Source organism: Lysobacter hankyongensis (assembly GCF_039543145.1).
In the GTDB taxonomy this organism is placed as follows: domain Bacteria; phylum Pseudomonadota; class Gammaproteobacteria; order Xanthomonadales; family Xanthomonadaceae; genus Lysobacter_I; species Lysobacter_I hankyongensis.
This window is the reverse complement of record NZ_BAABJE010000015.1, coordinates 89,999-111,491: the sequence shown is the minus strand read 5'-3', so window position 1 is coordinate 111,491 and position 21,493 is coordinate 89,999. Positions and strand designations below refer to the sequence as shown.

Here is a 21,493-nt window from a genome sequence, read left to right as displayed (position 1 = left end):
GGATCGGCGGTCCCTCCCCACCGCATTGTCACGATGACCGATCTCGAACCCGCCCTGCCCGGCGATGCCGCCCCGGCCGCCGCCGACCCGCTCCACGATCAACCGCATGCCATCGTCGAACGCGACGGCGTGCGTTACACCCTCCTCGGCACCGCGCATGTGTCCAAGGCCAGTGTGGAGGCGGTGCGCGCCGCGATCGCGTCCGGCGCGTACGACACCATCGCGGTGGAACTCGACGCGCAGCGCGCGCAGTCGCTGACCGATCCGGACGCGCTGGCGCGACTGGACCTGGTGAAGGTGCTGCGCGAAGGCAAGACCGCGGTGTTCGCGGCCAACCTCGGCCTGGCCGCCTACCAGCGCAGGCTCGCGGAACAGCTCGGCATCGAGCCGGGCGCCGAATTGAAGGCGGCGGTCGTGGATGCCCGCGAGCGCGGGCTGTCGCTGCATCTGATCGACCGCGACGTCGGCCTGACCTTCAAGCGCGCGATGCAGACGCTCGGCTGGTGGGGCCGCGCCAAGGTCTCCGGCGGCCTGATGGCGTCGCTGTTCTTCGACGAGAAGGTGTCGGACGAACAGATCGAAGGGCTGAAGGAAGGCGACATGCTGGAAGCGAGTTTCAGCGAATTCGCTGCCGACAGCCCGGCGCTCTATCGCACGGTGATCGCCGAACGCGACGAGTACATGGCGGCGAAGCTGCGCGCGATCGGCGCGAGTGGCGACCGTCCGGAGGCCTCCGCCGGAAAGGCGCGCGAAGTGCTCGCGGTGGTCGGCGCCGGCCATCTGCAGGGCCTGACCAAACATCTGGGCGAAGACGTGCGCGATCCGGATGCGCTGTGCGGCGAACTCGAAGCGGTCCAACAGAAATCGTCGTTTCCGTGGTTCACCCTGCTGCTGGCGGCCTTCGTGCTCGGTGGCTTCGCCTGGGGCTTCTGGCGCGGCGGCCTGGAGGTCGGCAGCGACCTCGTGCTGCAGTGGGTGCTGGTCACCGGCACGCTGGGCGCGATCGGTTGCACGATCGCCGGCGGCCATCCGCTGAGTATTCTCACCGCCTTCGTGTCTTCGCCGATCACCCCGCTGCACCCTGCGCTGGCCTCGGGCACGCTCAGCGCGCTGGTCGAAGTGTGGGCGCGAAAACCCACCTACGCCGATTTCATGGCGCTGCGCGACGACGTGCAGTCGGTGAAAGGCTGGTGGCGCAATCGCGTCGCCCGCGCGTTGCTCAACTTCTTCCTGACCAGCCTGGGCACCGCCATCGGCGTGTGGACCGGCGGCGCACGGCTGTTGAGCAAGCTGGTCGGCTGACGCGATCGCATGTCGCGGCCGACGCGACGCGACGAACCTGCCGCACCAAAAACGAAAGGGCCGGAGTGATTCCGGCCCTTTCGCGCGTTCAGCGGGATCGCTGCGAGGTCAGGGATCTTTCCAGCAGCGGCGCCAGGGGGTGCCGCAGATGAAGATGAGGCAGGTCTCTCCCACGTGCGATCAATTCGCACCCGGCACCGTTACGACGCCGGGTGCGTATGCATCGCACAGGCTCATTCCGCCTTGATCGCCGCCATCGTCGCGGCGGCCGTGTCGCTGCCCTGCTTTCCGCTCGCCCTGCGCACGATCCTCATCGTGGAAGAGCGCATGTCGTCGAGCATGGCGTAGATCGTCGGCAGGAACAGCAGGCTGACCACGGTGGAGAACGCCAATCCGCCGGCGATGGCGCGGGCCATCGGGAAATACGGCGGTCCACCGCCGGCCATCTTGGTCTGGCCCAGCGCGATCGGCACCATCGCCAGGATCGCCGTGCCCATGGTCATCAGGATCGGCCGCAGGCGTTCGCGGCTGCCTTCCACCAGCGCATCGGTGCGCGACATGCCGCGCCGTCGCAGGTTGTTGATGTGCTCGATCATCACGATGCCGTTGTTCACCACCACGCCCATCAGTACGAGGATGCCGATGAAGGCCATGACGTTGAACTCGGTGCCGGTGAGCCAGAACAGCCAGAACACGCCGAACACGGAGAACAGCACGCCGCTCATGATCGCGGTCGGGAACAACAGCGATTCGAACACCGCGGCCATGACCACGTAGATCATGATCAGGGCGATCAGCAGATTGAACATCATCTGCTGCATCGCCTCCTGGTCGTCCTGGCCGCCGCCGGCGTCGAAGGTGAAGCTGTAGCCGGGCGGGAACGTCACCGCCTTCAGCGCCTGCTCCATGGCGTCGCGGGCTTCCTGCGGCGTGACCTTGTCGGCGAGGTTCGCCTGCAGCGTCAGCGTGGTCTGGCGATTGGAGCGCTGGATCTCGGTCGCGGCCGCCTTGACCTCGACATCGACCATCGCCAGCAGCGGCACGATCCGGCCGTCCGGTGCGCGCACGGTGAACGACGCGATGTCCTTGGTGCCGAAATTCTCGGCGCCGGCGAAACGCACCCAGACCGGGACCTCGGTATCGCCGCGACGGAATTCGCGCAGCGGCGCGCCGCGCAGGGCCAGACCGACGAACGTGGAGACGTTGTCCGCGCTGAAGCCGAAGGACGCCGCGCGCTCGCGATCGACCCGCACCGACAGTTCGCTGTTCTGATCGCCGGCATTGATGCGCACGTCGCGCAGTTCCTTGCGACCTGCGAGCATGGGAACGATATCGGCGCCGAGTTCCCTGAGCGTTTCCGACGAATCGCCGACCAGTTGCACCTGCACGGTCTCGCCGCCGAAACCGCCACCGCCGCCGGGGCCGCCCTGATTGCCGCCGATGCCGATCTGGGCGCGCGCGGACTTGGGCAGGTCCTTGCGCAGTTGTTCGATGACCGCCGGCGTCTGGTCGCTGCGGGCCTCGTCGAACTTGATCTGGGTGCCGCCCCAGCCCTCTTCGCTGAAGAACGAATAGATCTGGACGATGCCGTACTTCTTGCGGTTGGCGTCGAGGAAATTCTCGATGCGCTCGATTTCCTCGGACATCTGCTCCTTCGTGTACGCGCCCTTCCACTGGTAGAAGACGTCGGCCTCGAGGGCATCCTCGCCGCCGAACATGTTGACCTTCATCTGCGTCATCGGAAGCACGCTGACCGCAACGATCAGCAGGATTCCGAGCACGCTCTTGCCGCGGTGTTCGAGCGTCCAGCGCAGGAACGCGGCGTAACGGCGCTGCAGAGAAGGAATCAGGCCGCGGTCGTTGCGGACGGCCGGCGGCGTCTTCATCCGCGCCGAGAGCATCGGGATCAGGCTCACCGCCACCAGCCAGGAGGCGAGCAGCGACACCGAAATGGTGATCGCGATCTGGGCCATGAAGATGCTGATCATGTTGCGGTCGCCGAACAGGTTCGGCACGAACACGATGCAATGGCAGAGCGTGCCCGCGGACAGCGCGATGGCGACGTTGCGCGTACCGAGCAGCGAGGCCAACCGGGGCTGGTCCGGCATGCGTTCGCGTTCCTGGTAGATGCTCTCCACCACCACGACCGCGTTGTCCACCAGCATGCCGACCGCGAGCAGCAGACCCATCATCGTCAGGATGTTGAGCGTGACCCCTGCGAAGTACATGAACCCGAGGGTCATCACGAAGCAGATCGGAATCGCGGTGCAGACCATCAGCGTCGACGGCCAGTGGCGCAGGAAGAAATACAGCACGATCACCGACAACAACAGCCCGACCAGACCGGCCTCGGCCAGCTCCAGCAGCGAGGTGGTCACGGATTCGCCCTGATCGCCGACCACCAGCACCTGCACGCCGTTGAGCGCGGGATCCTCGGCGATGGCGTTGACCTCCGCGAGCACGTCGCGCGAGACCTGCACCAGGTTCGCGCTGCGCTCCTTGAAGATGTCCAGCCCCACCGCCGGCCGCCCGTCCAGACGACGGCCGTAATCCATGCGCGAAGGCTTGAGCACGACATCGGCCACGTCGCCGAGGCGCGTGCCCTTGTCGTCGATGACGATGTTGCGATACTGATCGAGATCGACGAGCTCGCCGACCGGCTGGACCCGCAGGCGCTTGCCTCCATCGTCGATCTGGCCTGCCGACACCGAGAAATTGACGTTGCGCAGGCGCGCATTCAGTTCGTTCAATCCGACGCCGTGGGCGTTGAGGCGATCGGAGGAGATCGCGATTTCCACCTCGTTCGGCGGCGCGCCGAGCACATCGACGCGGGCGACGCCGGGAATCCGTTCGAGCCGGCGCTTGAACTCGCGATCGATCATGTCGTATTCGCGGGTCATGTCGCGATCCGAGGCGAGCCGGACCTTCACCACCGCCTCGTCGCTGGTCGAGAATTTCAGCACGAAGTAGCGCTGCAGATCGTCGGGCAATTCGTCGCGGATCGCGTCGATGCGTTCGCGCGCATCGGACGCGGCGATCGACGCATCGCGCTCCCAGTCGGAAAACTGGATGAACATCGATGCACCGTCGGCCTTCGCGCTGCCGTCCATGCGCTTGATCCCGGTCATCGTCGAGACCGCTTCCTCGACCGGACGCAACACCGTGCGCTCGACCTCTTCCGGCGTGGAGCCGGAGTAAGGCAACTGCAGGAAGATGCCCGGGAACGTCACCGAGGGAAACGCTTCCAGCGGCAGGCGCACCGCCGCGATCAGGCCGACCACGAACAGCGACACGAAGAACATCACCGTGGTGACGGGGCGCTTGATGCTGAACTCGGCGACGCTCATGACGACATGCCCTCTCCTGCGGCCGCGTCGAAATCTTCGCCGCGCTTGGCGCGGGCGCGCCTGCCGCGGGCCACGTAATGTTCATCCGGCCGGCGATCGAGCAGATCGTAGACCACCGGGATCACCACCAGCGTCAGCAGCGTCGACACCAACAGGCCACCGATCACCGTGATCGCCATCGGCGAGCGTACCTCCGCACCCTCGCCGAAGGCCAGCGCCAGCGGCAGGAAGCCAAACAAGGTACAGAGCGTGGTCATCATGATCGGGCGCAGACGCGAGCGCGCGCCTTCGACCAGCGCTTCGCGCTTGGGCATGCCCGACTCGCGCGCCTGGTTCACCTTGTCGATCAGGATGATCGCGTTCTTCACCACCAGACCCACCAGCAGGATCAGGCCGATGAAGACCACCACCGAGATCGTGGAACCGGTGACCAGCAGCGCGAGGATCGCCCCCACCAGCGCCAGCGGGATGGTGAACAGGATCACGAACGGATGCAGCAGCGATTCGAACTGCGAGGCCATGACCAGATAGACCAGGAACACCGCCAGACCGAATGCGAACAGCAGCGACTGCAGCGACTGCGACAATTCCTCGCCCTGGCCGCCGATATGCATGCCGATGCCCGCGCCCAGGCCGCCTTCGGCCTCGTCGACCATCTGGCGCACTTCGCGGACCGCGGTCCCCAGATCGATGTCGCGGAGGTTGGCCGACACCACCGCCACGCGCACCTGATCCGCGCGATGGATCTCGCTCGGTCCGGTGGTCGCCACGACATCCGCAACCGAGTCGAGGGTCACGGGATTGGCGCTGCCCGGATTCACGATCAGGCGACGGATGTCGTCGACGGTCGCACGATCCGATTCGCGCGCGCGCACCAGCACATCGATCTTGCGGCTGCGGAAGCTGTAGCGGGTGGCGACGTCGCCGCGCACCTTCTTCACCACCGCATCGGCCACCTGACGCGTGGTCAGGCCGAGCGCACCGGCGCGCTCCTGGTCGAAATGGATCTGGATTTCCGGGAAGCCCTGCTCGACCGTCGATTTCACGTCGGCGTAGTGCGGGTTCTCGCGCAGCATCGCCGCCATTTTCCGCCCGGCGCGCTCGATGCCTTCCAGGTCCTGGCCGCTGAGTTCGATTTCCAGCGGCATCGAGAAGCTGAAGAGTTCCGGCCGGCTGAAATCGACCTGGGCACCGGCGTAGCGGCCGGCGCTTTCGCGCAGGCTCTCGACCAGCGCGGCCTCGCGCTGTTCGTCGCCGCTGTCGCTCATCACCACCGAGAGCTTGCCGATGTTCTCGCCGCTTTCGGTCGGGCTGGCGTCCAGCCGCGTGCCGCTGCCGCTGACGCCGTACAGCGCACGGATGCCTTCATCCTTCGCATGCGTCTGCTGCAGCTCGCGCACCACGCGATCGGTGTCGCGCAGCGGCGTGCCCGGCGGCAGTTTCACCGTCATCTCGAAGCGATCCTGCGCCAGCTGCGGGATGAGGTCGGTGCCGAGCATCGGCACCACGAGCAGGCTGGCGCCGAACGCCGCCGTGGCGAGCACCAGCACCAGCGTCGGGCGCCGCATCGCACCGGGCAGCAGACGCAGATAGCCCGCTTCGATGCGATGGTAGGGCGCCATCGCCAGATCGCTGAGCTTGCGCATCACCGGACCGATCACCGCGGACAGGCCGCGCCAGATCCGGATGAACACGAAGGCCGCGCCGAACGCGCCGCCACGCGTGGCCGTACCCAGGCCGTTGCGGGCGACGGCGAGCGGCTTCTGCCATGTGACCTCGGGCTCCCATTTCGGATGGGCCGGCTCTTCCGGGAACGCCATCGGCGCGCGATCGCGCCAACCGCTGAGCATCGGGATGAGGGTCATCGACACCACCAGCGAAATGCCGATCGCGGTGGCCACGGTCAGCGCCTGATCGCGGAACAGTTCGCCGGCGATGCCCTGCACGAACACCAGCGGCAGGAACACCGCGATGGTGGTCAGCGTGGATGCGACCACGGCCATGCTGACTTCGCGCGTGCCCTCGATCGCCGCGGCGAACACCCCGAGGCCGCGTTCGCGCGCCTTGGCGATGCTTTCCAGCACCACGATCGAATCGTCCACCACCAGGCCGGTGGCGAGCGCCAATCCGCCGAGCGACATCACGTTGAGGCTCAGGCCGAACTGGTCCATGAAGAAGAACGTGGTGACGATCGAGACCGGCAGCGACAGCGCGATCACGAAGGTGCTCCAGCCGTCGCGCAGGAACAGGAAGATGATCAATACCGCGAGCAGACCGCCGACCACGGCGTCGAACTTGACGTCGTTGATGGAATGACGGATGAACTGCGACTGGTCGTCGACGGTGGTGAGCTCGATGTCGTCGGGGATTTCCTTGCGGATCTCGGCCAGCTTGGCTTCGATCGCATCGGCCGAAGACACGGTATTGGCGTCGCCTTCCTTGTAGATCGCGAGTTCGACCGCTTCGCGACCGCCGAGGCGGATGATCGATTCGCGTTCCTTGTGCCCCTGGCGCACCTCGGCGATGTCCATCAGGCGCACCGGCAGGCCGCCGGCGGGCGTGCCGCCGTTGGCGCCGGAGGCGCTCTGCACCGAACTGGCGGCCGCGATCGCGGCGGCCGAGCCGGTCGACGCCGCCACCGCGGCCATCTGACGCGCCGCCGACGCCGCGGCGTCGTTGCCGGCGCTGCGCGTGGTGACCAGCATCTGCCGGATTTCCTCGATGCTGGCGAACTGGTTCACCGTGCGCACGAGATAACGCTGACTGCCCTCTTCGAGACGGCCGCCGGACACGTTGATGTTCTCTGCCTGCAGGCGCTGGATCACCGTGTCGATGGAGAGATTGAGCTGGGCGAGCTTCTGCTGATCGATGTCGACCTGCACCTCGTCTTCCAGACCGCCGCCGACCTTGACCGCGGCGACGCCTTCCACCGGTTCGAGCTTCTTCTTCAGATCGTCGTCGGCGAAGCGACGCAGTTCGGTGAGCCGGCGCAGCGCCTGCGCCTCGTCGGCGATGGCGGTCTTGGGCGCCAGCACGAGGCGCATGATCGGTTCGGTCGAAGGATTGAAGCGCAGCAGCACCGGCGCCTTGGCTTCCAGCGGCAACTGCAGCACTTCCATCTTGTCGCGTACTTCGAGGCTGGCCTGGTCCATGTCGGTGCCCCAGGCGAACTCGAGCACGACATCGCTCTGGCCCGTGCGCGACACCGACTTCAGCTTGCGCAGGTTCTTGACCACGCCGAGCGCTTCTTCCACCGGCTCGGTGATCAGGGTCTCGATCTCCGACGGCGCCGCGCCGGTGTATTCGGTGCGCACGGTGAGCGTCGGATAGCTCAGATCGGGCAGCAGATTCACCTTGAGGCTCATCAGCGCGAGGCCGCCGAACAGGAACATCGTCAGCCAGAACATCGCCACCGTCACCCGACGGCGGGTCGAGAACTCGACCAGTCCCGATCCGTATGCCGACGCGTCCTCGGTCGGGGGAGCGTCGTGCGCGCTCACGACTTGTCGCCTGCGGGTTTGGCTGCGGCCACCGGTTTGGCCGCGGCATCGCCGATCACCTGGACCTTGGCGCCTTCGCGCAGTGCGATCTTGCCGGCAGTGACCACCCGATCGCCCGCCTTCAGGCCGGAACGGACTTCGACCCATTCGCCGTCGTAGTAACCGAGCTTCACGGTGACCCGCGCGGCCTTGCCGCCGCGCACCGCGAAGACAGCCGGATCGTTCTCGTCGTCCAGCAGCGCGTTGCGCGGAATCACAAGGGCGTTGGCGCGCTGGTCGTAGTCGATCTTGATGCGTCCGAACATGCCGGGCTGCAGCAGGCCGCCACCATCGAAGGCGCAGATCACGCGGAAGGTGCCGCTGCCGGAATCGACCACCGGCGCGACGCGATCGACGCGCCCGAGGAACGGACGTCCGGGCAACGCATCGACCATCAATTGCACCGGCAGTCCGGGCTTGAGCGTCGCCAGTTCGCGTTCGGGCACGTTGAGCGTGGCCTCCAGTCGCGAGGTGTCGACGATCCGGAAAATCGGCGTATTGATCTGGACGAAGTTGCCGGTCTTGATCGAACGCTCGGCGATGATGCCGGAAATCGGGGCGACGACATTGGCGTACGACAATTCGAGATTGGCCAGACGATTCACCGCGCGGGCGTTCTCGAGATCGAACCTGAGCTGATCGATGTCGTTGGCGCTGAGCAACTGCTGCGCGAACAATTGCCGGGACCGGTTGTAACTCGCCTCCAGCTTGCGCAACTGGGCTTCGCTCTGCGCGGCCTGCAGGGCGGCGCGGGCCGAATCGAGGCGCACCAGGACCTGACCGGCGCGGACCTGCTGGCCCACTTCCGCCATGACCTGCAGGGCGACGCCCGAGGTCTTGGCCACCACCTGGGACTCGCCGCGGGCTTCGAGCGGTGCGGTGCCGGTGTAGCTGGCGGCGATGGCACGGGTGGAGACCGCCACGGCCTCGACCGGCACCGCCTCTTCGACCTTGCTCTCCTGGTCCTTGGCCTTGGCATCCTGACCCCCGGGCTTGCAGCCGGCCAGAACGAGACAACCGAGCAGCACGCCCACCCCCATACTGCGGGCGAGCGTCGTCCTTGCGGCAGGTACGGGCGGAGTGTGAGTGGCGGACATCGTGGGCATCGTCGGTCGGTTGTGAGGTGTTGTATCAAGGTATATCACCCAGCCATGACCAGCATCCGCCAGAGGTCATGGTGACTCGCGGGACACCCGGGCGCTGCATCGGAGAGGTGGTCCGGACGGCCTGCGTCGGAGCGATGGCTCAGGCTATACTGTCTGGATTGCGCGTTCGCGACTGCGGACGCTCCCGACATCACGCCCCGACATGACGCCAGATATGATCCGATCGACGAATCGTTGTTCGCTGCTCGCCGGTTGCCTCGCCCTGTTCGCCGCCTTCGCGGTGCAGGCGCAGACGCCCGCAGGTTCCGCCGAAAAAGGCAAACAGCTGGCCTACACCTGCCAGGGCTGCCACGGCGTCACCGGCTACAAGAACGCCTATCCCACCTACAGCGTGCCGAAAATCACCGGCCAGTCCGCGGAATACCTCGCGAACGCGCTCATCGAGTACCGCAAGGGCGCGCGCAAGCACCCGACCATGCAGGCGCAGGCGCAGAGCTTTTCCGAGCAGGACATCGCCGACATCGCCGCCTACCTTTCGAGCCTGAAGAAGTGAGCGACGCCCGCATGACGAAGCGTACCCTGTCCATCGCCCTCGCCCTGACCCTCGGCATCGCTCTGAGCGGCTGCGGCAAATCAGAACCCGATGCCGCCGCCCACGCCGAAGGCGCCAAGGCCGGCCACAAGGCCGAGTTCGACCACATCAATGCCTTCAACGGCGACGCCGCCCGCGGCGAACGCATCGCCGCCGACAAGCAGCTCAGCGGCACCGGCCAGGCCTGCATCGACTGTCACGGCCCCGGCGGCGCCAAGCCCATCGACGTGACCTACCCGGTCCTCGCCGGCCAGTATCAGGACTACCTCTTCCACGCGATCAAGCAGTACCGCGACGGCGGCCGCGAGCATGCGCTGATGACCAACCAGATCAAGGGCGCGGCCGATGCCGGCAAGCTCGACGATCAGGGCATCGCCGACCTCGCCGCCTATTTCGCCGCACAGGCCGGCCCGCTGGGCGATCTGCACGGTAAATAAGCCGCACAGCGCCACGCGATGGACGACGACGGGAGCCTCAGGGCTCCCGTTCGCGTTTCGACGGATTGATCTTCCGCACGTTTGGATCGACGCGGCGACGACTTCACAGGACCCGTTCTTCCCGCAACCAGTTTCGCGGAACGACGACCGGTCCGGACTCAGGGCCCGTTCGTGCGCGGCAGGCTGTCCCGGTCTTCCTGCAGTTCCGGCTTGAACGGCACGTCCGGCGGCGGTCGTGCGATGGCTTCCTGATCCTGCAGATTGGGATCGTGGATGGTGCAGCCGCCCCCACCCTGCAGCAGGGACACGGTGCACAGGATGCGTTTGGTGGTCCCGGGGATCGGAATGGCCACGTTCTTGATGCCGCGGCTCACCCATTCTTCCAGCAGCGAACGGTTGGGAATCCAGAAACGATCGAAACGGGTCGGCGTGTAGTCCAGCGGCGGCCGTTTGAGCCACGTGCCCATGCGATCGATCTTTTCGAAATCCTCGATGACCGTGCCCGGCGGCAGCCCGCCACCGACACGTCCACCGTCGCCCGGCAGGCGCACGCTGCCGTCGCTGTTGAACAGCCCCGGCGAGCGCCCGGCGGTGCTGTTGCCGGGAACGTTGCGGTCGGATGCGCCCCAATCGTCGCTGCGCACGGTGCTGGGGGCGGCGCCCGGGCGTGGCGAAGGCGTCGGCCCCGCGCCGGCCGGTGCGGCCGCGGCGGGACGACCCGTCGCCGTCGCCTGCGGACGACCGCCGGACGTGGCGGCGGTCGCGGGCGGGCTCGCGGTGCCCGGTGAGGGCGCAGTCCCGGTGGCGGGTACGCGTGATGGCGTGGGCGCCGCTGTGGATGCGCCAGCGGTGGCAGCGGCCGGCGCGGGCGGTGCGCGCACCTGCACTTCGCCCGGGACGGTGCGCATTTCGGGCACCCGCAGCGCAGGCGTGCGCTGCGCGCTGGGCGAAACCTGACGCGCGACGACCGGCGCCGGCGCGCGCTGCGCTTCGACTTCGGTCACTTCGGTCCGCAGCACGGGCACGGTCGGCATCGCCGGTCGAGGCGTGGGCCGCTGCACGTTCGGCACTGCCGTGGTGGCCTTGAAGGTTTCGACTTCGGTCGCCTGCGCGGCGACCTCGGGCACCCGCAGCGCGGGGCGCGGAATCGTCGGGTCGATCGGAACCGGCGCCGGGAGCGTGAAATCGATATCGGTCGTCGGCGTCTCGGTCACCGCCAGCGGCTGCGGCGCTGCCGCGTCGACCGGTGGCGACGGCGCCTCTTCGGGCGGCATGGGTTGCGATGGCGCGGGTTGCGATGGCGTGGTGTCGGCCTGCCGGACATCGGGCGGCGTTGGCGGCACGTACGGGGCGCTGGCGGCTGCGGCGGCCACGGGAGTCGATGTCGACGCAGACGCCGCTGCAGACGCCGGCGCGTCGCTTTCGCCTGCCGCGGGCGCACCACCGGTCTCGGCCGGCGTCCCGTCGCCGATGTATTCGATCAGGATCGATTCGCCGGCCTGCTGCGCCTCCGGCGGCGCGTCGCCGAGCTGCACGAAACCCAACCACAGCAACAATACGCCGAACACCAGATGCAGCAGGCCCGAGAACGCCGCCGCGAATCGGCGCAGACCGCGCTGATCGCGCGGCGCGGGCTCCCACTGCTGGCGCGCCAGTCGCGCGAAGGCACGCCAGCGATCCAGCGGCGGCGCGGCTTTCGGTCGCGGGCGCAGCGGTCGCGCCAGGAATACGTCCAGATAATCGGCGACCGGCGCGCCGGCGACCGTACCGACGCGCTCGCCCATCGCCATGAACCAGGCGCGCCAGGTCGGCGGAAACCCGCCGAAGGGGCGATCGGCATGCACCGGAAAACGCCGCCGATGGCGGACCTGCAGGATTTCGATCAGATCCGCGGCGGAAAACACGCGCGGCGGGGCCCGGTCAGACCGACGAACGCGCGATGTAGGGCGCCGATCCGCTGGCGTGGTCGGTCGCGTCGCGCACGGCGGTCACGCCCGGGACTTTCTCCAGCAGGGTCTTCTCGATGCCCTGCTTCAACGTCACGTCGGCCATGCCGCAGCCGTGGCAACCGCCACCGAAACTCAGGACGACGACGCCGTCGGCGGTCACTTCCCGCACCGACACATGTCCCTTGTGCTGGGCCAACTGCGGATTGACCTCATGCTCCACCACCCAATGTACGCGCTCGACCAGCGATGCGGATTCGCCCGGCGTCTCGCCCTTGATCTTCGGTGCGCGGATCTGGAGTTGGCCGCCGGTGGCCTGCTGGGTGTAATCGATCTCCGCGCCGTCGAGATAACGCACGCTGCCGGCATCGAGCCACAGCGTGAACCCCTCGCAGTCCACCGCCCATTCGTCGCCCTGCAGGTCGCCGGGTTCGGCGAATTCCAGGCGGACATCGGCGCGCGGCGTACCGGGGTGGAGGGCGCTCAGGCGCACGCCGAGCCCGGGCAGGGCCTCGCGTTCGATCAAACGGCGGAAGTGCGACTGCGCGGATTCGGAAATCTGGATCATGCGGCTATTCTAGCGGTCCGTCCGTCGCGTGCCCGCCTGCTTTTCGTCATGCCGGCGGAACAGTGTTCAGTTTCGTGCGATTCCTTCCGGGAGTGCCCCCTCATGTCCGACCTCGTCCCCCTCGCTCAGGCGCGCTGCATTCCCCGCCGCGGCCACGAACACCGCCTGCCGCCCGCGCAGATCGCCGAACTCATGCCGCAATTGCCCGGCTGGGAGCTGGCGGAAAACGGCCACGCGCTGCTCAAGACCTTCGCCTTTCCCGATTACTACCGCACGATGGCGTTCGTGAACGCGCTGGCCCACATCGCCCATCGCGAAGACCATCACCCGGACCTGGGCGTGCATTACGACCGCTGCGTGGTGCGCTTCTCCACCCACGACGTGGGCGGCCTCAGCGAGAACGATTTCATCTGCGCGGCGAAAGCCGAAGCGCTCGCGGGCTGACGCTCCAGCACGGACGCGGCGCCGTCGCTTCCCGGGGTCGAAGGACGCCGGGCCGACGACAGGCTCCCGGGTCTTCCGACGAACAGTATTCCAACGAACCGATCGCGACAGGGATTGCATGTGGGCGACATCACCGAACTGATCGATGCGGGCAATGCCGGCGGCGGCGTGGACAACGCCGCACTGTTCGGTGCCGCCTACGACGAGCTCAAGAAGCTCGCGCGCGCACGACTCGCGCGTTCCGGCCCGATGACCCTGCTGGACAGCACCGCGCTGGTCAACGAGATCTGGTTGCGGCTGTCGGGCAAGCAGACCCTGCAGGTCGACACCCGGCGCCGGTTCTTCGCCTATGCCGCGCAGGTCATGCGCGCGGTGATCGTCGACCAGTTGCGCGAACGCCATGCCGAGCGTCGCGGTGGCGGTGCGCGCAATGTCACCCTCGACACCGCGCTCGGCGACGGCATCACCGGAGACGACGAAGCCCTGCAGGTGCACGAGGCGCTGGAATCGCTGGCGCAGTTGGAGCCGCGACTCGCCCAGGTGGTGGAAATGCGCTATTTCGGCGGCATGACCGAGCTCGAGATCGGCGAAGCGCTCGGCCTCACCGACCGCACCGTGCGTCGCGATTGGGAAAAGGCGCGGCTGCTGTTGGCATCGATGCTGGCGTGACGCCCGGATGATCGCCAGGGACGGATGTCCGGTCACGACGCCGCATCCCGTTCGTGCGGGCGCCCATCCCTGCGAGTGCGCATGAACGTCCTGCCCTGCCCTCCTGCCGACTGGCCGCGGTTCTCCGCGTTGCTCGACCAGTGCCTCGAACTCGAACCCGCGGCGCGGAGCGCGTGGCTGGACGCGCTGCCGGACAACGACCTCCGCTTTCGCGACGCGCTGCAGGCGCTGCTGTTGCGCGGCGAGCGGCGCAGCGGCGACTGGCTGCAGACGCCGGCGGCCGCCGTCGACGCGCAGCCACCGGCGTTCGTCGAGGGCGAACGCATCGGACCGTGGCGACTGCTGCGGCCGCTCGGCAGCGGCGGCATGGGCGCGGTCTGGCTGGCTGCGCGCGCGGACGGTGCGTATCAGCGCGAAGTCGCGCTGAAACTGCCGCACGCGCACCTGCTGGGCGGCGCGCTCCGCGAGCGCTTCGGGCGCGAGCGCGACATCCTCGCCGCCCTCTCCGATCCGCGCATCGCAAGGTTCTACGATTCCGGCATCGACGGCGAGCAGCCGTGGCTGGCGCTGGAATACGTCGAAGGCACGCCGATTACGCAATACTGCGAGCATCGCGCGTTGTCGGTACGCGAACGCGTCGCGCTGTTGCGCGAGGTGGCCGCGGCGGTACAGGCCGCGCATGCGCGGCTGATCGTGCACCGCGACCTGAAGCCGGCGAACGTGATGGCCACCGAAGACGGCCAGATCAAGCTGCTGGACTTCGGCATCGCCAAACTGCTCGACGACGATCCCGCCGACAGCGACCTGACCCAACTCGGCGGCCGCGCCGCCACGCCCGACTATGCCGCGCCTGAGCAACTCGACGGCAGCCCGATCACGGTCGCGACCGATGTCTATGCCCTCGGGGTGATGCTCTACGAGCTGCTGACCGGAGCGCGGCCGTTCCCGGTCCGGTCGCGACTGGGCCGGATGGTCGAAGCGCGCCACGATGCGCCGCTGGCGTCCACCCGGGTCTCCGGCAAGCGACGCGGGGAACTCACCGGCGATCTGGACGCGATCCTGGCCAAAGCCATGGAGCCAGATCCGGCGAAGCGCTACGGCTCGGTCGAGGCGTTCTCGGCGGAACTCGCGCGCTATCTCGCGCATCAGCCCATCCAGGCGAGGCGCATCGGTCGCTGGCGCCGGGCCGCGAAGTTCGTGCATCGGCATCGCCAGGGCGTCGCGGTCGCCGCGATGCTGGCGCTGGCGATGGGCGCCGGTCTGGCAGGCGTGCTGTGGCAGTCGCAGCGGGCCGCGGAAGAAGCGCGCCGGGCGAGCGCGATCAAGGACTTCCTGATCGAGATCTTCGCGGCCAGCGATCCGCGCACGGCATCGGACCAGCCGCGCGGCAACATCACCGCCAAGGCGCTGCTGGATGCCGGCGCAGCGAAGATCGAATCGCGCTTCGCCGACGACCCCGAACTGCAGATCGAACTGCTGCGCACCATCGCCGATCTCTACGCCCAGCTCGGCGAGGACGCGCGCTACGAAGCGCTGCAGGCCCTGCAGTTGAAGAAGGTGCGCGAACGCTTCGGCCCCTTGCATCCGAACATTCTCAACGGCGCGGTCGAAAGCGCCCAGCGCGCCTGCAGCCAGGGCGAACACGCGATCTGCGCCGCGCGCGTGGCCGAGGCGGATCGCCAGCTGACCGCGAGCGGCGACGAAGACCCGCATCTGCGCGCGCAATGGTGGCTGGCGCGCGGCCTGCAACTGCAGGGCGAAGACGGCCGGATCGACGAGACCGAGCGCGCCTATGCCAGCGCCGTCGAGCTCTATCGGCGCCACGATCCGCGCTCGCGCGGGATGGTGACGGCCCTGCAGGAGCTGGCCACCTTCTATACATCGATGAAGCTCGACCACGCCCGCGCGATCGCGGCGTACAACGAAACCCTGGCGCTGGCCGAATCCCTGCCGGACCGGAACGACGCCGAACTGCAGACGCTTTACGGCAACCTCGGACTCGCGCACCAGCAGCTCGGCCAGTTCGCCGAAGCTGCGGAAGCGTTCCGCACATCCGCCGACTACGCCGACCGCACCTCGGGCGCGGAATTTCCCACCGCCTGGGTGCCGCGCGTGAATGCGGCGCGCACGCTGCATCTCTCCGGCCAACGCGAGGCCGCGCATCGCGAATTCGCACGACTGCTGCCATTGCTGCCCGCCGATGGCCGACATGCGACGGACGTCGCCACGGTCCGCGAAGTCTACGGCGAGCGCCTCTCCAGCGAAGGACGCCCGGAACTCGCCATCCCGCAGCTCGAAGCCGCGCTCGCGCTGTACGCCCGGCAGACCGTGCATTCGTTCAAGCTGCGGCTGGTGCGCCGATATCTCGGCGAAGCCTATGCGCGCGCAGGACGCGATGCCGACGCCGGGCGCATGCTCAAAGCATCGCTCGACGAATACCTGCAGCAGCAGTCCGACAGCGACCAGCCGGTGATGGCGATCCGCGAAAGCTGGGGACGCTGGCTGCTCGAACGCGGGCGCCTCGACGAGGCCCGCGCGCAGTTCGATAGCGTCGTGGCGCATGCCGACGGGCGCAGCTTCGCGCATGTCGCGCTCGCCCACGGCGGACTGGCGCGGATTGCGCTGGCGGAAACGCGCACGGCGGACGCGCTGCGGGAAAGCGGTGCGGCGATCGCCGGCTGGAAGGACGTGACCGGCTTTCGCGATGTCCGCATGGGTCCGTATCTGCAGCGCATCCATGCCGATGCCCTGGCCGCGAACGGGCAGCTCGCCGCGGCGCAGGCGGAAGAAGACGCCGCGGCCGCCGCGAGCGTGCGCTACGACGCCCCCGGCGTCGCCACCACGCAGCGACGACGCATGGCCGCGCAACGCTGAGACGCGGTTTCGGGCGGCAATCCCGGAGCGGCGAAGAGGATTCGGGCGATGCGGAAGGGTTACTTCAGACGATCCAGGACATCCACCAATTCCGGCGCGAGCGGCGCGTCCAGCAGATAGTGGGCGCGACCGCCATCGAGGGAGAACTCCAGCGACGCGGCGTGCAGGAACAGGCGCTTGAGGCCGACCTGTTCGCGCAATCGCTTGTTGACCTCGACATCGCCGTACTTGTCGTCGCCCGCGACCGGATGGCCGATGTGCTGGGCATGGACGCGGATCTGGTGGGTGCGACCGGTCTCGATCCGCACTTCGCAGTAGGAATGCCCGCCGCGGCGCTCCAGCACCCGGAAATGACTCAGCGAGGGCTTGCCCTGGGCATGGACCTGGACGTGGCGCTCGCCGCCCTGGCGCAGACCGATGTGCAGCGGTGCATCGACGGTCATGGTGCCGTCGGGCATGCGGCCGGCCAGCAGCGCCAGATAGCGCTTGGCGATGCCGCGGCCGTCGTCGGCGTCGCTTTCGCGCATCAGCGCCTGCAGTTCGGTCAGTGCCGAGCGCTTCTTGGCGATCACCATCAACCCGGAGGTGTCGCGGTCGAGCCGATGCACAAGCTCCAGCGATTCGTTCGGCCGCAGCGCGCGGAGGGTCTCGATGACCCCGAAACCGATGCCGCTGCCGCCATGGCTGGCGACCCCGGAGGGTTTGCTGATCGCCAGCAGCCGGGCGTCCTCGAACACGATGCTGGCCGCCATCGCGTCCAGCAGCCCGCGCGCCGGGGCGCCCTTCTCGCCCGGCTCGGACAGGCGCACCGGCGGGATCCGCACTTCGTCGCCCGCCTCCAGTCGGGTCTCGGCTTTGGCGCGCCCGCCGTTCACCCGCACCTGGCCACTGCGCACGATCTTGTAAATCAGGGACTTGGGTGCGCCCTTGAGCTGCCCGAGCAGGAAATTGTCCAGCCGTTGGCCGGCGCGGTCCTCGGGCACGCGGACCAGGCGGACCTGTCCCGATGGGCGCGGATTGGAATCGATTGAGGCCATCGGGGTCGTGATCTGCTACACTCGTTGGGCGGTATAAGGGTTTGATTTCGCAGGAAGTTGCCGCTGCTGGCTTCGTTTGCAGCGGCGCCGGGCCGAAAGCCCACCTCCCTTGCGATCTTCGATGCAGTGCGCGGCCACCGCCCCCGGGGCGGCCATGTTAGCGGCTTGTCGGCGAACCCGCTTATCGCCGGGTGCATGGCATCCGTGCTCTGAACACGTCCCGCGCCGCCGCGACGTCGCGCCCCAAGCGCAGCGAAGCAGGCAGCCGGCCCGGCAAAACACCAGAAGAAAAGCGCTCCCGCGGCCCGCCGTGGTGTTGCAGCGCTGGAACACATGTAGCGGACCTCCGGCCGCGCGCCCTTGCGCGCGACGGTGCCGCCGGCAGTCTCCAGAGGCGAAAACGCCCCGGCGTTCCGCGCGCCCGCTCCCGGCGGGTTCCGAAGCGCTGAGGAACGCAAGTCCATGAAACGCATGCTCATCAATGCGACGCAGGCCGAAGAACTGCGCGTCGCGATCGTCGACGGCCAGACCCTCTACGACATCGACATCGAACGGCCGTCGAAGGAACAGAAGAAGTCCAACATCTACAAGGGCCGCATCACCCGGCTCGAACCGTCGCTGGAAGCGGCCTTCGTGGAATACGGCGCGGAGCGCCACGGCTTCCTGCCGCTGAAGGAAATCTCTCGCGATTATTTCCAGAGCGGCGTGGATCACCACAAGGCCAGCATCAAGGAACTCCTGCGCGAAGGCCAGGAAATCGTCGTCCAGGTCGACAAGGAAGAGCGCGGCAACAAGGGCGCCGCGCTGACCACCTTCATCTCGCTCGCCGGCCGCTACATGGTGCTGATGCCGAACTCGCCCACCGCCGGCGGCGTCTCGCGCCGGATCGAAGGCGACGACCGCGCCGCGCTGAAGGCGGCCATGGACGTGCTGGCGATCCCGGACGACATGGGCGTGATCATCCGCACCGCCGGCGTCGGCCGCGATGCCGAAGAACTGCAGTGGGATCTCGACTACCTGCTCAGCGTCTGGAAAGCGATCGCCGAAGCCGCGCTCAAGAAGTCCTCGCCGTTCCTGATCTACCAGGAATCGCGCCTGATCATCCGCGCCCTCCGCGACTACATGCGCGCCGACATCGGCGAGATCCTGGTCGACACGCCGGAGATGTACGAAGAGGCGAAGGAATTCGTCGAGCAGGTCATGCCGCAGAACCTGCGCAAGCTCAAGCACTACACCGACGACACGCCGCTGTTCAACCGCTTCCAGATCGAATCGCAGATCGAGAACGCCTACGAGCGCTCGGTGCGCCTGCCCTCGGGCGGCTCGCTGGTGATCGACCAGACCGAAGCGCTGACCGCGGTCGACGTGAACTCCTCGCGCGCAACCAAGGGCGGCGACATCGAGGAAACCGCGTTCAACACCAACCTCGAAGCCGCAGAAGAAGTGGCGCGCCAGATGCGCCTGCGCGATCTCGGCGGCCTGGTCGTGATCGACTTCATCGACATGACCTCGAACAAGCACCAGCGCGATGTCGAGAACCGCCTGTCGCAGGCGCTGAAGCACGATCGCGCCCGCGTCCAGCTCGGCCGCATCTCCAAGTTCGGCCTGATGGAAATGTCGCGCCAGCGCCTGCGTCCCAGCCTCGGCGAATCCAGCCAGCTGGTGTGCCCGCGCTGCGACGGCCACGGCCGCATGCGCAGCATCGAGTCGCTGTCGCTGTCGATCATCCGCCTCGCCGAAGAGCATGCGATGAAGGACAACACCGGCCAGGTGCTGGTGCAGGCCCCGGTGGAGATCGCCAACTACCTGCTCAACGAAAAGCGCCGCGCGCTGAGCGAGATCGAGAAGCGCCACGACGCGCCGATCGTGATTGTCGCCGACGAATCGCTGCACACGCCGCACTACGAAGTGACCCGACTGCGCGAGAACGAACTGGGCGAGGAAACAGCGAAGCCGAGCTACCAGCGCGGCACCCCGCGCAAGCTGGCGACGATCGCGCTGACCAAGGCGAATCTCAACATTCCGGCTGCGCCGGCGGTCACCAACGTCAAGCCGGCCCGCCCCGCGCCGCTGCGCGAGGACCGCGAGGAAACGCCGCGCCCGGCCCCACAGCCGCAACCGCAGCCGGCCGTGCAGGCACCCGCGCCGATGCCCGCGTTCGCGCAGCCCGCACCGGTCGCGAAAACCGGCGGTCTCATGGGCTGGATCAAGGGCCTGTTCGGCGGCGGCGAAGCCGCGCCGGCACCGGCGCCTGTCCGCCCCCAGCAGGGACCGCAGCACAATCGCGGCGAGCGCAACGATCGCCAGGACCGCAACGGACGCCGCGATCAGCGTCGCGACGAGCGCGGGCCGAAGGGTCAGCAGCGCGAACCGCGGCGGGATGAACAGCGCCGCGATGAGCCTCGCCGCGATGAGCAGCGTCGGGACGAACAGCGCCGCAACCCGTCGCAGGGGCAATCGCCGAAGCAGCAGGGGCCGCAGCCGCAGAAACAGCAGGGGCAGCAAGGGCAACAGCCCCAGCAGCAGAAGCAGAACCAACAAAACCTGCCTCAGCAAAACCAGCCCCAGCAAAACCAGCCGCAACAGAACCAGCAGAAGCAGCCGCAGCAGCAGAAGCCGGCCAACGCCGACAACGCTCCGCGTCAGCAGCAGCCCCAGCCGCGTCGCGAAGAACGCGCAGCGGTCGCCGCGGAAGCGCCGAAGCCGGCCGCCGCGGTGCCGGTCGAGGCCATCGCAGCACCGGCCGCCGTCGTCGCGACCGCACCGATCGCCACGCCTGTTGTCGACGCTGCGGTCCGTACCGACGCCCACGACGCCGAACTCGAAGCCACGGCGCTGGACGGCGCCGATCAGGCGAACGATGCCGGCGACGATGGCGCCCAGGAAGCGGGTGGCCGCCGCCGTCGCGGTCGTCGCGGTGGCCGTCGCCGCCGTCGCGGCAACGGCGAAGGCGTCGTCGCCGGCGAAATGCTGGCCGACGACGCGTTGCCGGGCGACGAGCCGCAGTCGGCCGCGCTCGACCGCAGCCAGCCGGAGTTCGATTTCGACGATCTGCCCGCCATCGAGCGCCTGCCGGCGGAGACGCCCGTCGCGGTCGCCGCCGCTCCGGCGATGACCGCATCGATCGCCATGCCGGAAACTCCGCGCGCCGAGGCGCCTGCGATCGAAAGCCCCGCCGTCGTTGCGGCCCCCGTGGTCGAAACGCCGACGGCCGAAGCGAACGTGATCGAACAGGCCGTCGTCATCGAGCCGGCCGTGATCGAACCGACCATCGTCGAGCCGACCGTGGTCGAGACCGTCGTGGTCGAGACCGTCGTGGTCGAGCAGACGGTGATCGAACCGGCCGCCGTCGAAGTCGCAGCGGTCGAAACCGCAGCGGCCGAGACCGAGGTCGTCGCGGCCCCCGCCGATGCGCCGCAGTCGGTCGAAGCCGTCGACCTCGCCGCGGCAGATACCGCGATGATCGATGCCGCGGTGATCGTGACCCCGCCCGAGGTCGCGCCGGAACTCGCGCAGGACATCGCCGCGCCGCAGTACGGCATCGGCCTGCAGTTGTTCGACGCCCTGCCCGACGCCAAGCCGCAGGGCGGCGACGGCCAGGACGACGAGGCGTCGAAGAACGCCTGATGCGG

At 68.1% G+C, this 21,493-nt stretch carries 13 protein-coding genes; 7 read left to right on the top strand and 6 right to left on the bottom strand.

The window, feature by feature from the left end; translation table 11 throughout:
* The first annotated feature begins 33 nt into the window (after nucleotides 1-33).
* Nucleotides 34-1,302: a TraB/GumN family protein gene (locus ABD974_RS14720; RefSeq protein WP_345304089.1), complete on the top strand. Its 1,269-nt coding sequence runs from the start codon at nucleotides 34-36 to the stop codon at nucleotides 1,300-1,302.
* 233 nt (nucleotides 1,303-1,535) lie between these two features.
* Here the strand turns inward: ABD974_RS14720 and ABD974_RS14715 are convergent, their stop codons facing one another.
* Genes ABD974_RS14715 through ABD974_RS14705 form a run of 3 tightly spaced genes read right to left on the bottom strand, consistent with a single transcriptional unit; the run spans nucleotide 1,536 to nucleotide 9,228 of the window.
* Nucleotides 1,536-4,649 (bottom strand): efflux RND transporter permease subunit, encoded by a 3,114-nt coding sequence (locus ABD974_RS14715; RefSeq protein ID WP_345304088.1) that lies wholly within the window; start codon nucleotides 4,647-4,649, stop codon nucleotides 1,536-1,538.
* Complete coding sequence (locus ABD974_RS14710) at nucleotides 4,646-8,149, bottom strand: efflux RND transporter permease subunit (RefSeq protein ID WP_345304087.1); 3,504 nt, start codon at nucleotides 8,147-8,149, stop codon at nucleotides 4,646-4,648. The genes ABD974_RS14715 and ABD974_RS14710 overlap by 4 nt, the downstream gene beginning before the upstream one ends.
* Nucleotides 8,146-9,228, bottom strand: coding sequence for an efflux RND transporter periplasmic adaptor subunit (locus tag ABD974_RS14705; protein WP_345304182.1), 1,083 nt, complete (start codon nucleotides 9,226-9,228; stop codon nucleotides 8,146-8,148). The genes ABD974_RS14710 and ABD974_RS14705 overlap by 4 nt, the downstream gene beginning before the upstream one ends.
* 280 nt (nucleotides 9,229-9,508) lie before the next feature.
* Between ABD974_RS14705 and ABD974_RS14700 the strand changes: the two genes are divergently transcribed.
* Both ABD974_RS14700 and ABD974_RS14695 read left to right on the top strand, forming a co-directional pair.
* Nucleotides 9,509-9,847: a c-type cytochrome gene (locus tag ABD974_RS14700; protein ID WP_345304086.1), complete on the top strand. Its 339-nt coding sequence runs from the start codon at nucleotides 9,509-9,511 to the stop codon at nucleotides 9,845-9,847.
* A gap of 11 nt (nucleotides 9,848-9,858) precedes the next feature.
* Nucleotides 9,859-10,323, top strand: coding sequence for a c-type cytochrome (locus tag ABD974_RS14695; protein ID WP_345304085.1), 465 nt, complete (start codon nucleotides 9,859-9,861; stop codon nucleotides 10,321-10,323).
* A gap of 158 nt (nucleotides 10,324-10,481) precedes the next feature.
* On the opposite strand, the gene ABD974_RS14690 is transcribed toward ABD974_RS14695, so the two are convergent.
* A complete protein-coding gene (locus tag ABD974_RS14690; protein ID WP_345304084.1) occupies nucleotides 10,482-12,227 on the bottom strand; it encodes a hypothetical protein in 1,746 nt (581 codons plus the stop codon).
* Between the two features lie 16 nt (nucleotides 12,228-12,243).
* On the bottom strand, nucleotides 12,244-12,837 hold the full coding sequence (locus tag ABD974_RS14685) for an NfuA family Fe-S biogenesis protein (protein WP_345304083.1): 594 nt from the start codon (nucleotides 12,835-12,837) through the stop codon (nucleotides 12,244-12,246).
* Nucleotides 12,838-12,939: 102 nt separating this feature from the next.
* Between ABD974_RS14685 and ABD974_RS14680 the strand changes: the two genes are divergently transcribed.
* The 3 genes from ABD974_RS14680 (at nucleotide 12,940) to ABD974_RS14670 (ending at nucleotide 16,824) form a co-directional block, all read left to right on the top strand.
* A complete protein-coding gene (locus ABD974_RS14680; RefSeq protein WP_345304082.1) occupies nucleotides 12,940-13,281 on the top strand; it encodes a 4a-hydroxytetrahydrobiopterin dehydratase in 342 nt (113 codons plus the stop codon).
* Between the two features lie 120 nt (nucleotides 13,282-13,401).
* Complete coding sequence (locus tag ABD974_RS14675; protein ID WP_345304081.1) at nucleotides 13,402-13,950, top strand: ECF-type sigma factor; 549 nt, start codon at nucleotides 13,402-13,404, stop codon at nucleotides 13,948-13,950.
* An 81-nt stretch (nucleotides 13,951-14,031) separates the two neighbouring features.
* The gene (locus ABD974_RS14670) at nucleotides 14,032-16,824 is read left to right on the top strand and encodes a serine/threonine-protein kinase (protein WP_345304080.1); all 2,793 of its coding nucleotides are present in this window, start codon (nucleotides 14,032-14,034) and stop codon (nucleotides 16,822-16,824) included.
* 59 nt (nucleotides 16,825-16,883) lie between these two features.
* Here ABD974_RS14670 and ABD974_RS14665 read toward each other — a convergent pair whose 3' ends face one another.
* Nucleotides 16,884-17,861 carry an RluA family pseudouridine synthase gene (locus ABD974_RS14665; protein ID WP_345304079.1) on the bottom strand — a complete coding sequence of 326 codons (978 nt, stop codon included), beginning with the start codon at nucleotides 17,859-17,861 and terminating at the stop codon, nucleotides 16,884-16,886.
* A gap of 462 nt (nucleotides 17,862-18,323) precedes the next feature.
* On the opposite strand from ABD974_RS14665, the gene rne reads away from it, so the two are divergent.
* Nucleotides 18,324-21,488: a ribonuclease E gene (rne, locus tag ABD974_RS14660; RefSeq protein WP_345304078.1), complete on the top strand. Its 3,165-nt coding sequence runs from the start codon at nucleotides 18,324-18,326 to the stop codon at nucleotides 21,486-21,488.
* The last annotated feature ends 5 nt before the right edge of the window (nucleotides 21,489-21,493 follow it).

Excerpts from the sequence above, each read along its gene's own strand:
- ABD974_RS14720 (WP_345304089.1), top strand. The coding sequence starts at position 34 with ATGACCGATCTCGAACCCGCCCTGCCCGGCGATGCCGCCCCGGCCGCC.
- ABD974_RS14715 (WP_345304088.1), bottom strand. The coding sequence starts at position 4,649 with ATGAGCGTCGCCGAGTTCAGCATCAAGCGCCCCGTCACCACGGTGATG.
- ABD974_RS14705 (WP_345304182.1), bottom strand. The coding sequence starts at position 9,228 with ATGGGGGTGGGCGTGCTGCTCGGTTGTCTCGTTCTGGCCGGCTGCAAG.
- ABD974_RS14700 (WP_345304086.1), top strand. The coding sequence starts at position 9,509 with ATGATCCGATCGACGAATCGTTGTTCGCTGCTCGCCGGTTGCCTCGCC.
- ABD974_RS14695 (WP_345304085.1), top strand. The coding sequence starts at position 9,859 with ATGACGAAGCGTACCCTGTCCATCGCCCTCGCCCTGACCCTCGGCATC.
- ABD974_RS14685 (WP_345304083.1), bottom strand. The coding sequence starts at position 12,837 with ATGATCCAGATTTCCGAATCCGCGCAGTCGCACTTCCGCCGTTTGATC.
- ABD974_RS14680 (WP_345304082.1), top strand. The coding sequence starts at position 12,940 with ATGTCCGACCTCGTCCCCCTCGCTCAGGCGCGCTGCATTCCCCGCCGC.
- ABD974_RS14670 (WP_345304080.1), top strand. The coding sequence starts at position 14,032 with ATGAACGTCCTGCCCTGCCCTCCTGCCGACTGGCCGCGGTTCTCCGCG.
- ABD974_RS14665 (WP_345304079.1), bottom strand. The coding sequence starts at position 17,861 with ATGGCCTCAATCGATTCCAATCCGCGCCCATCGGGACAGGTCCGCCTG.
- rne (WP_345304078.1), top strand. The coding sequence starts at position 18,324 with ATGAAACGCATGCTCATCAATGCGACGCAGGCCGAAGAACTGCGCGTC.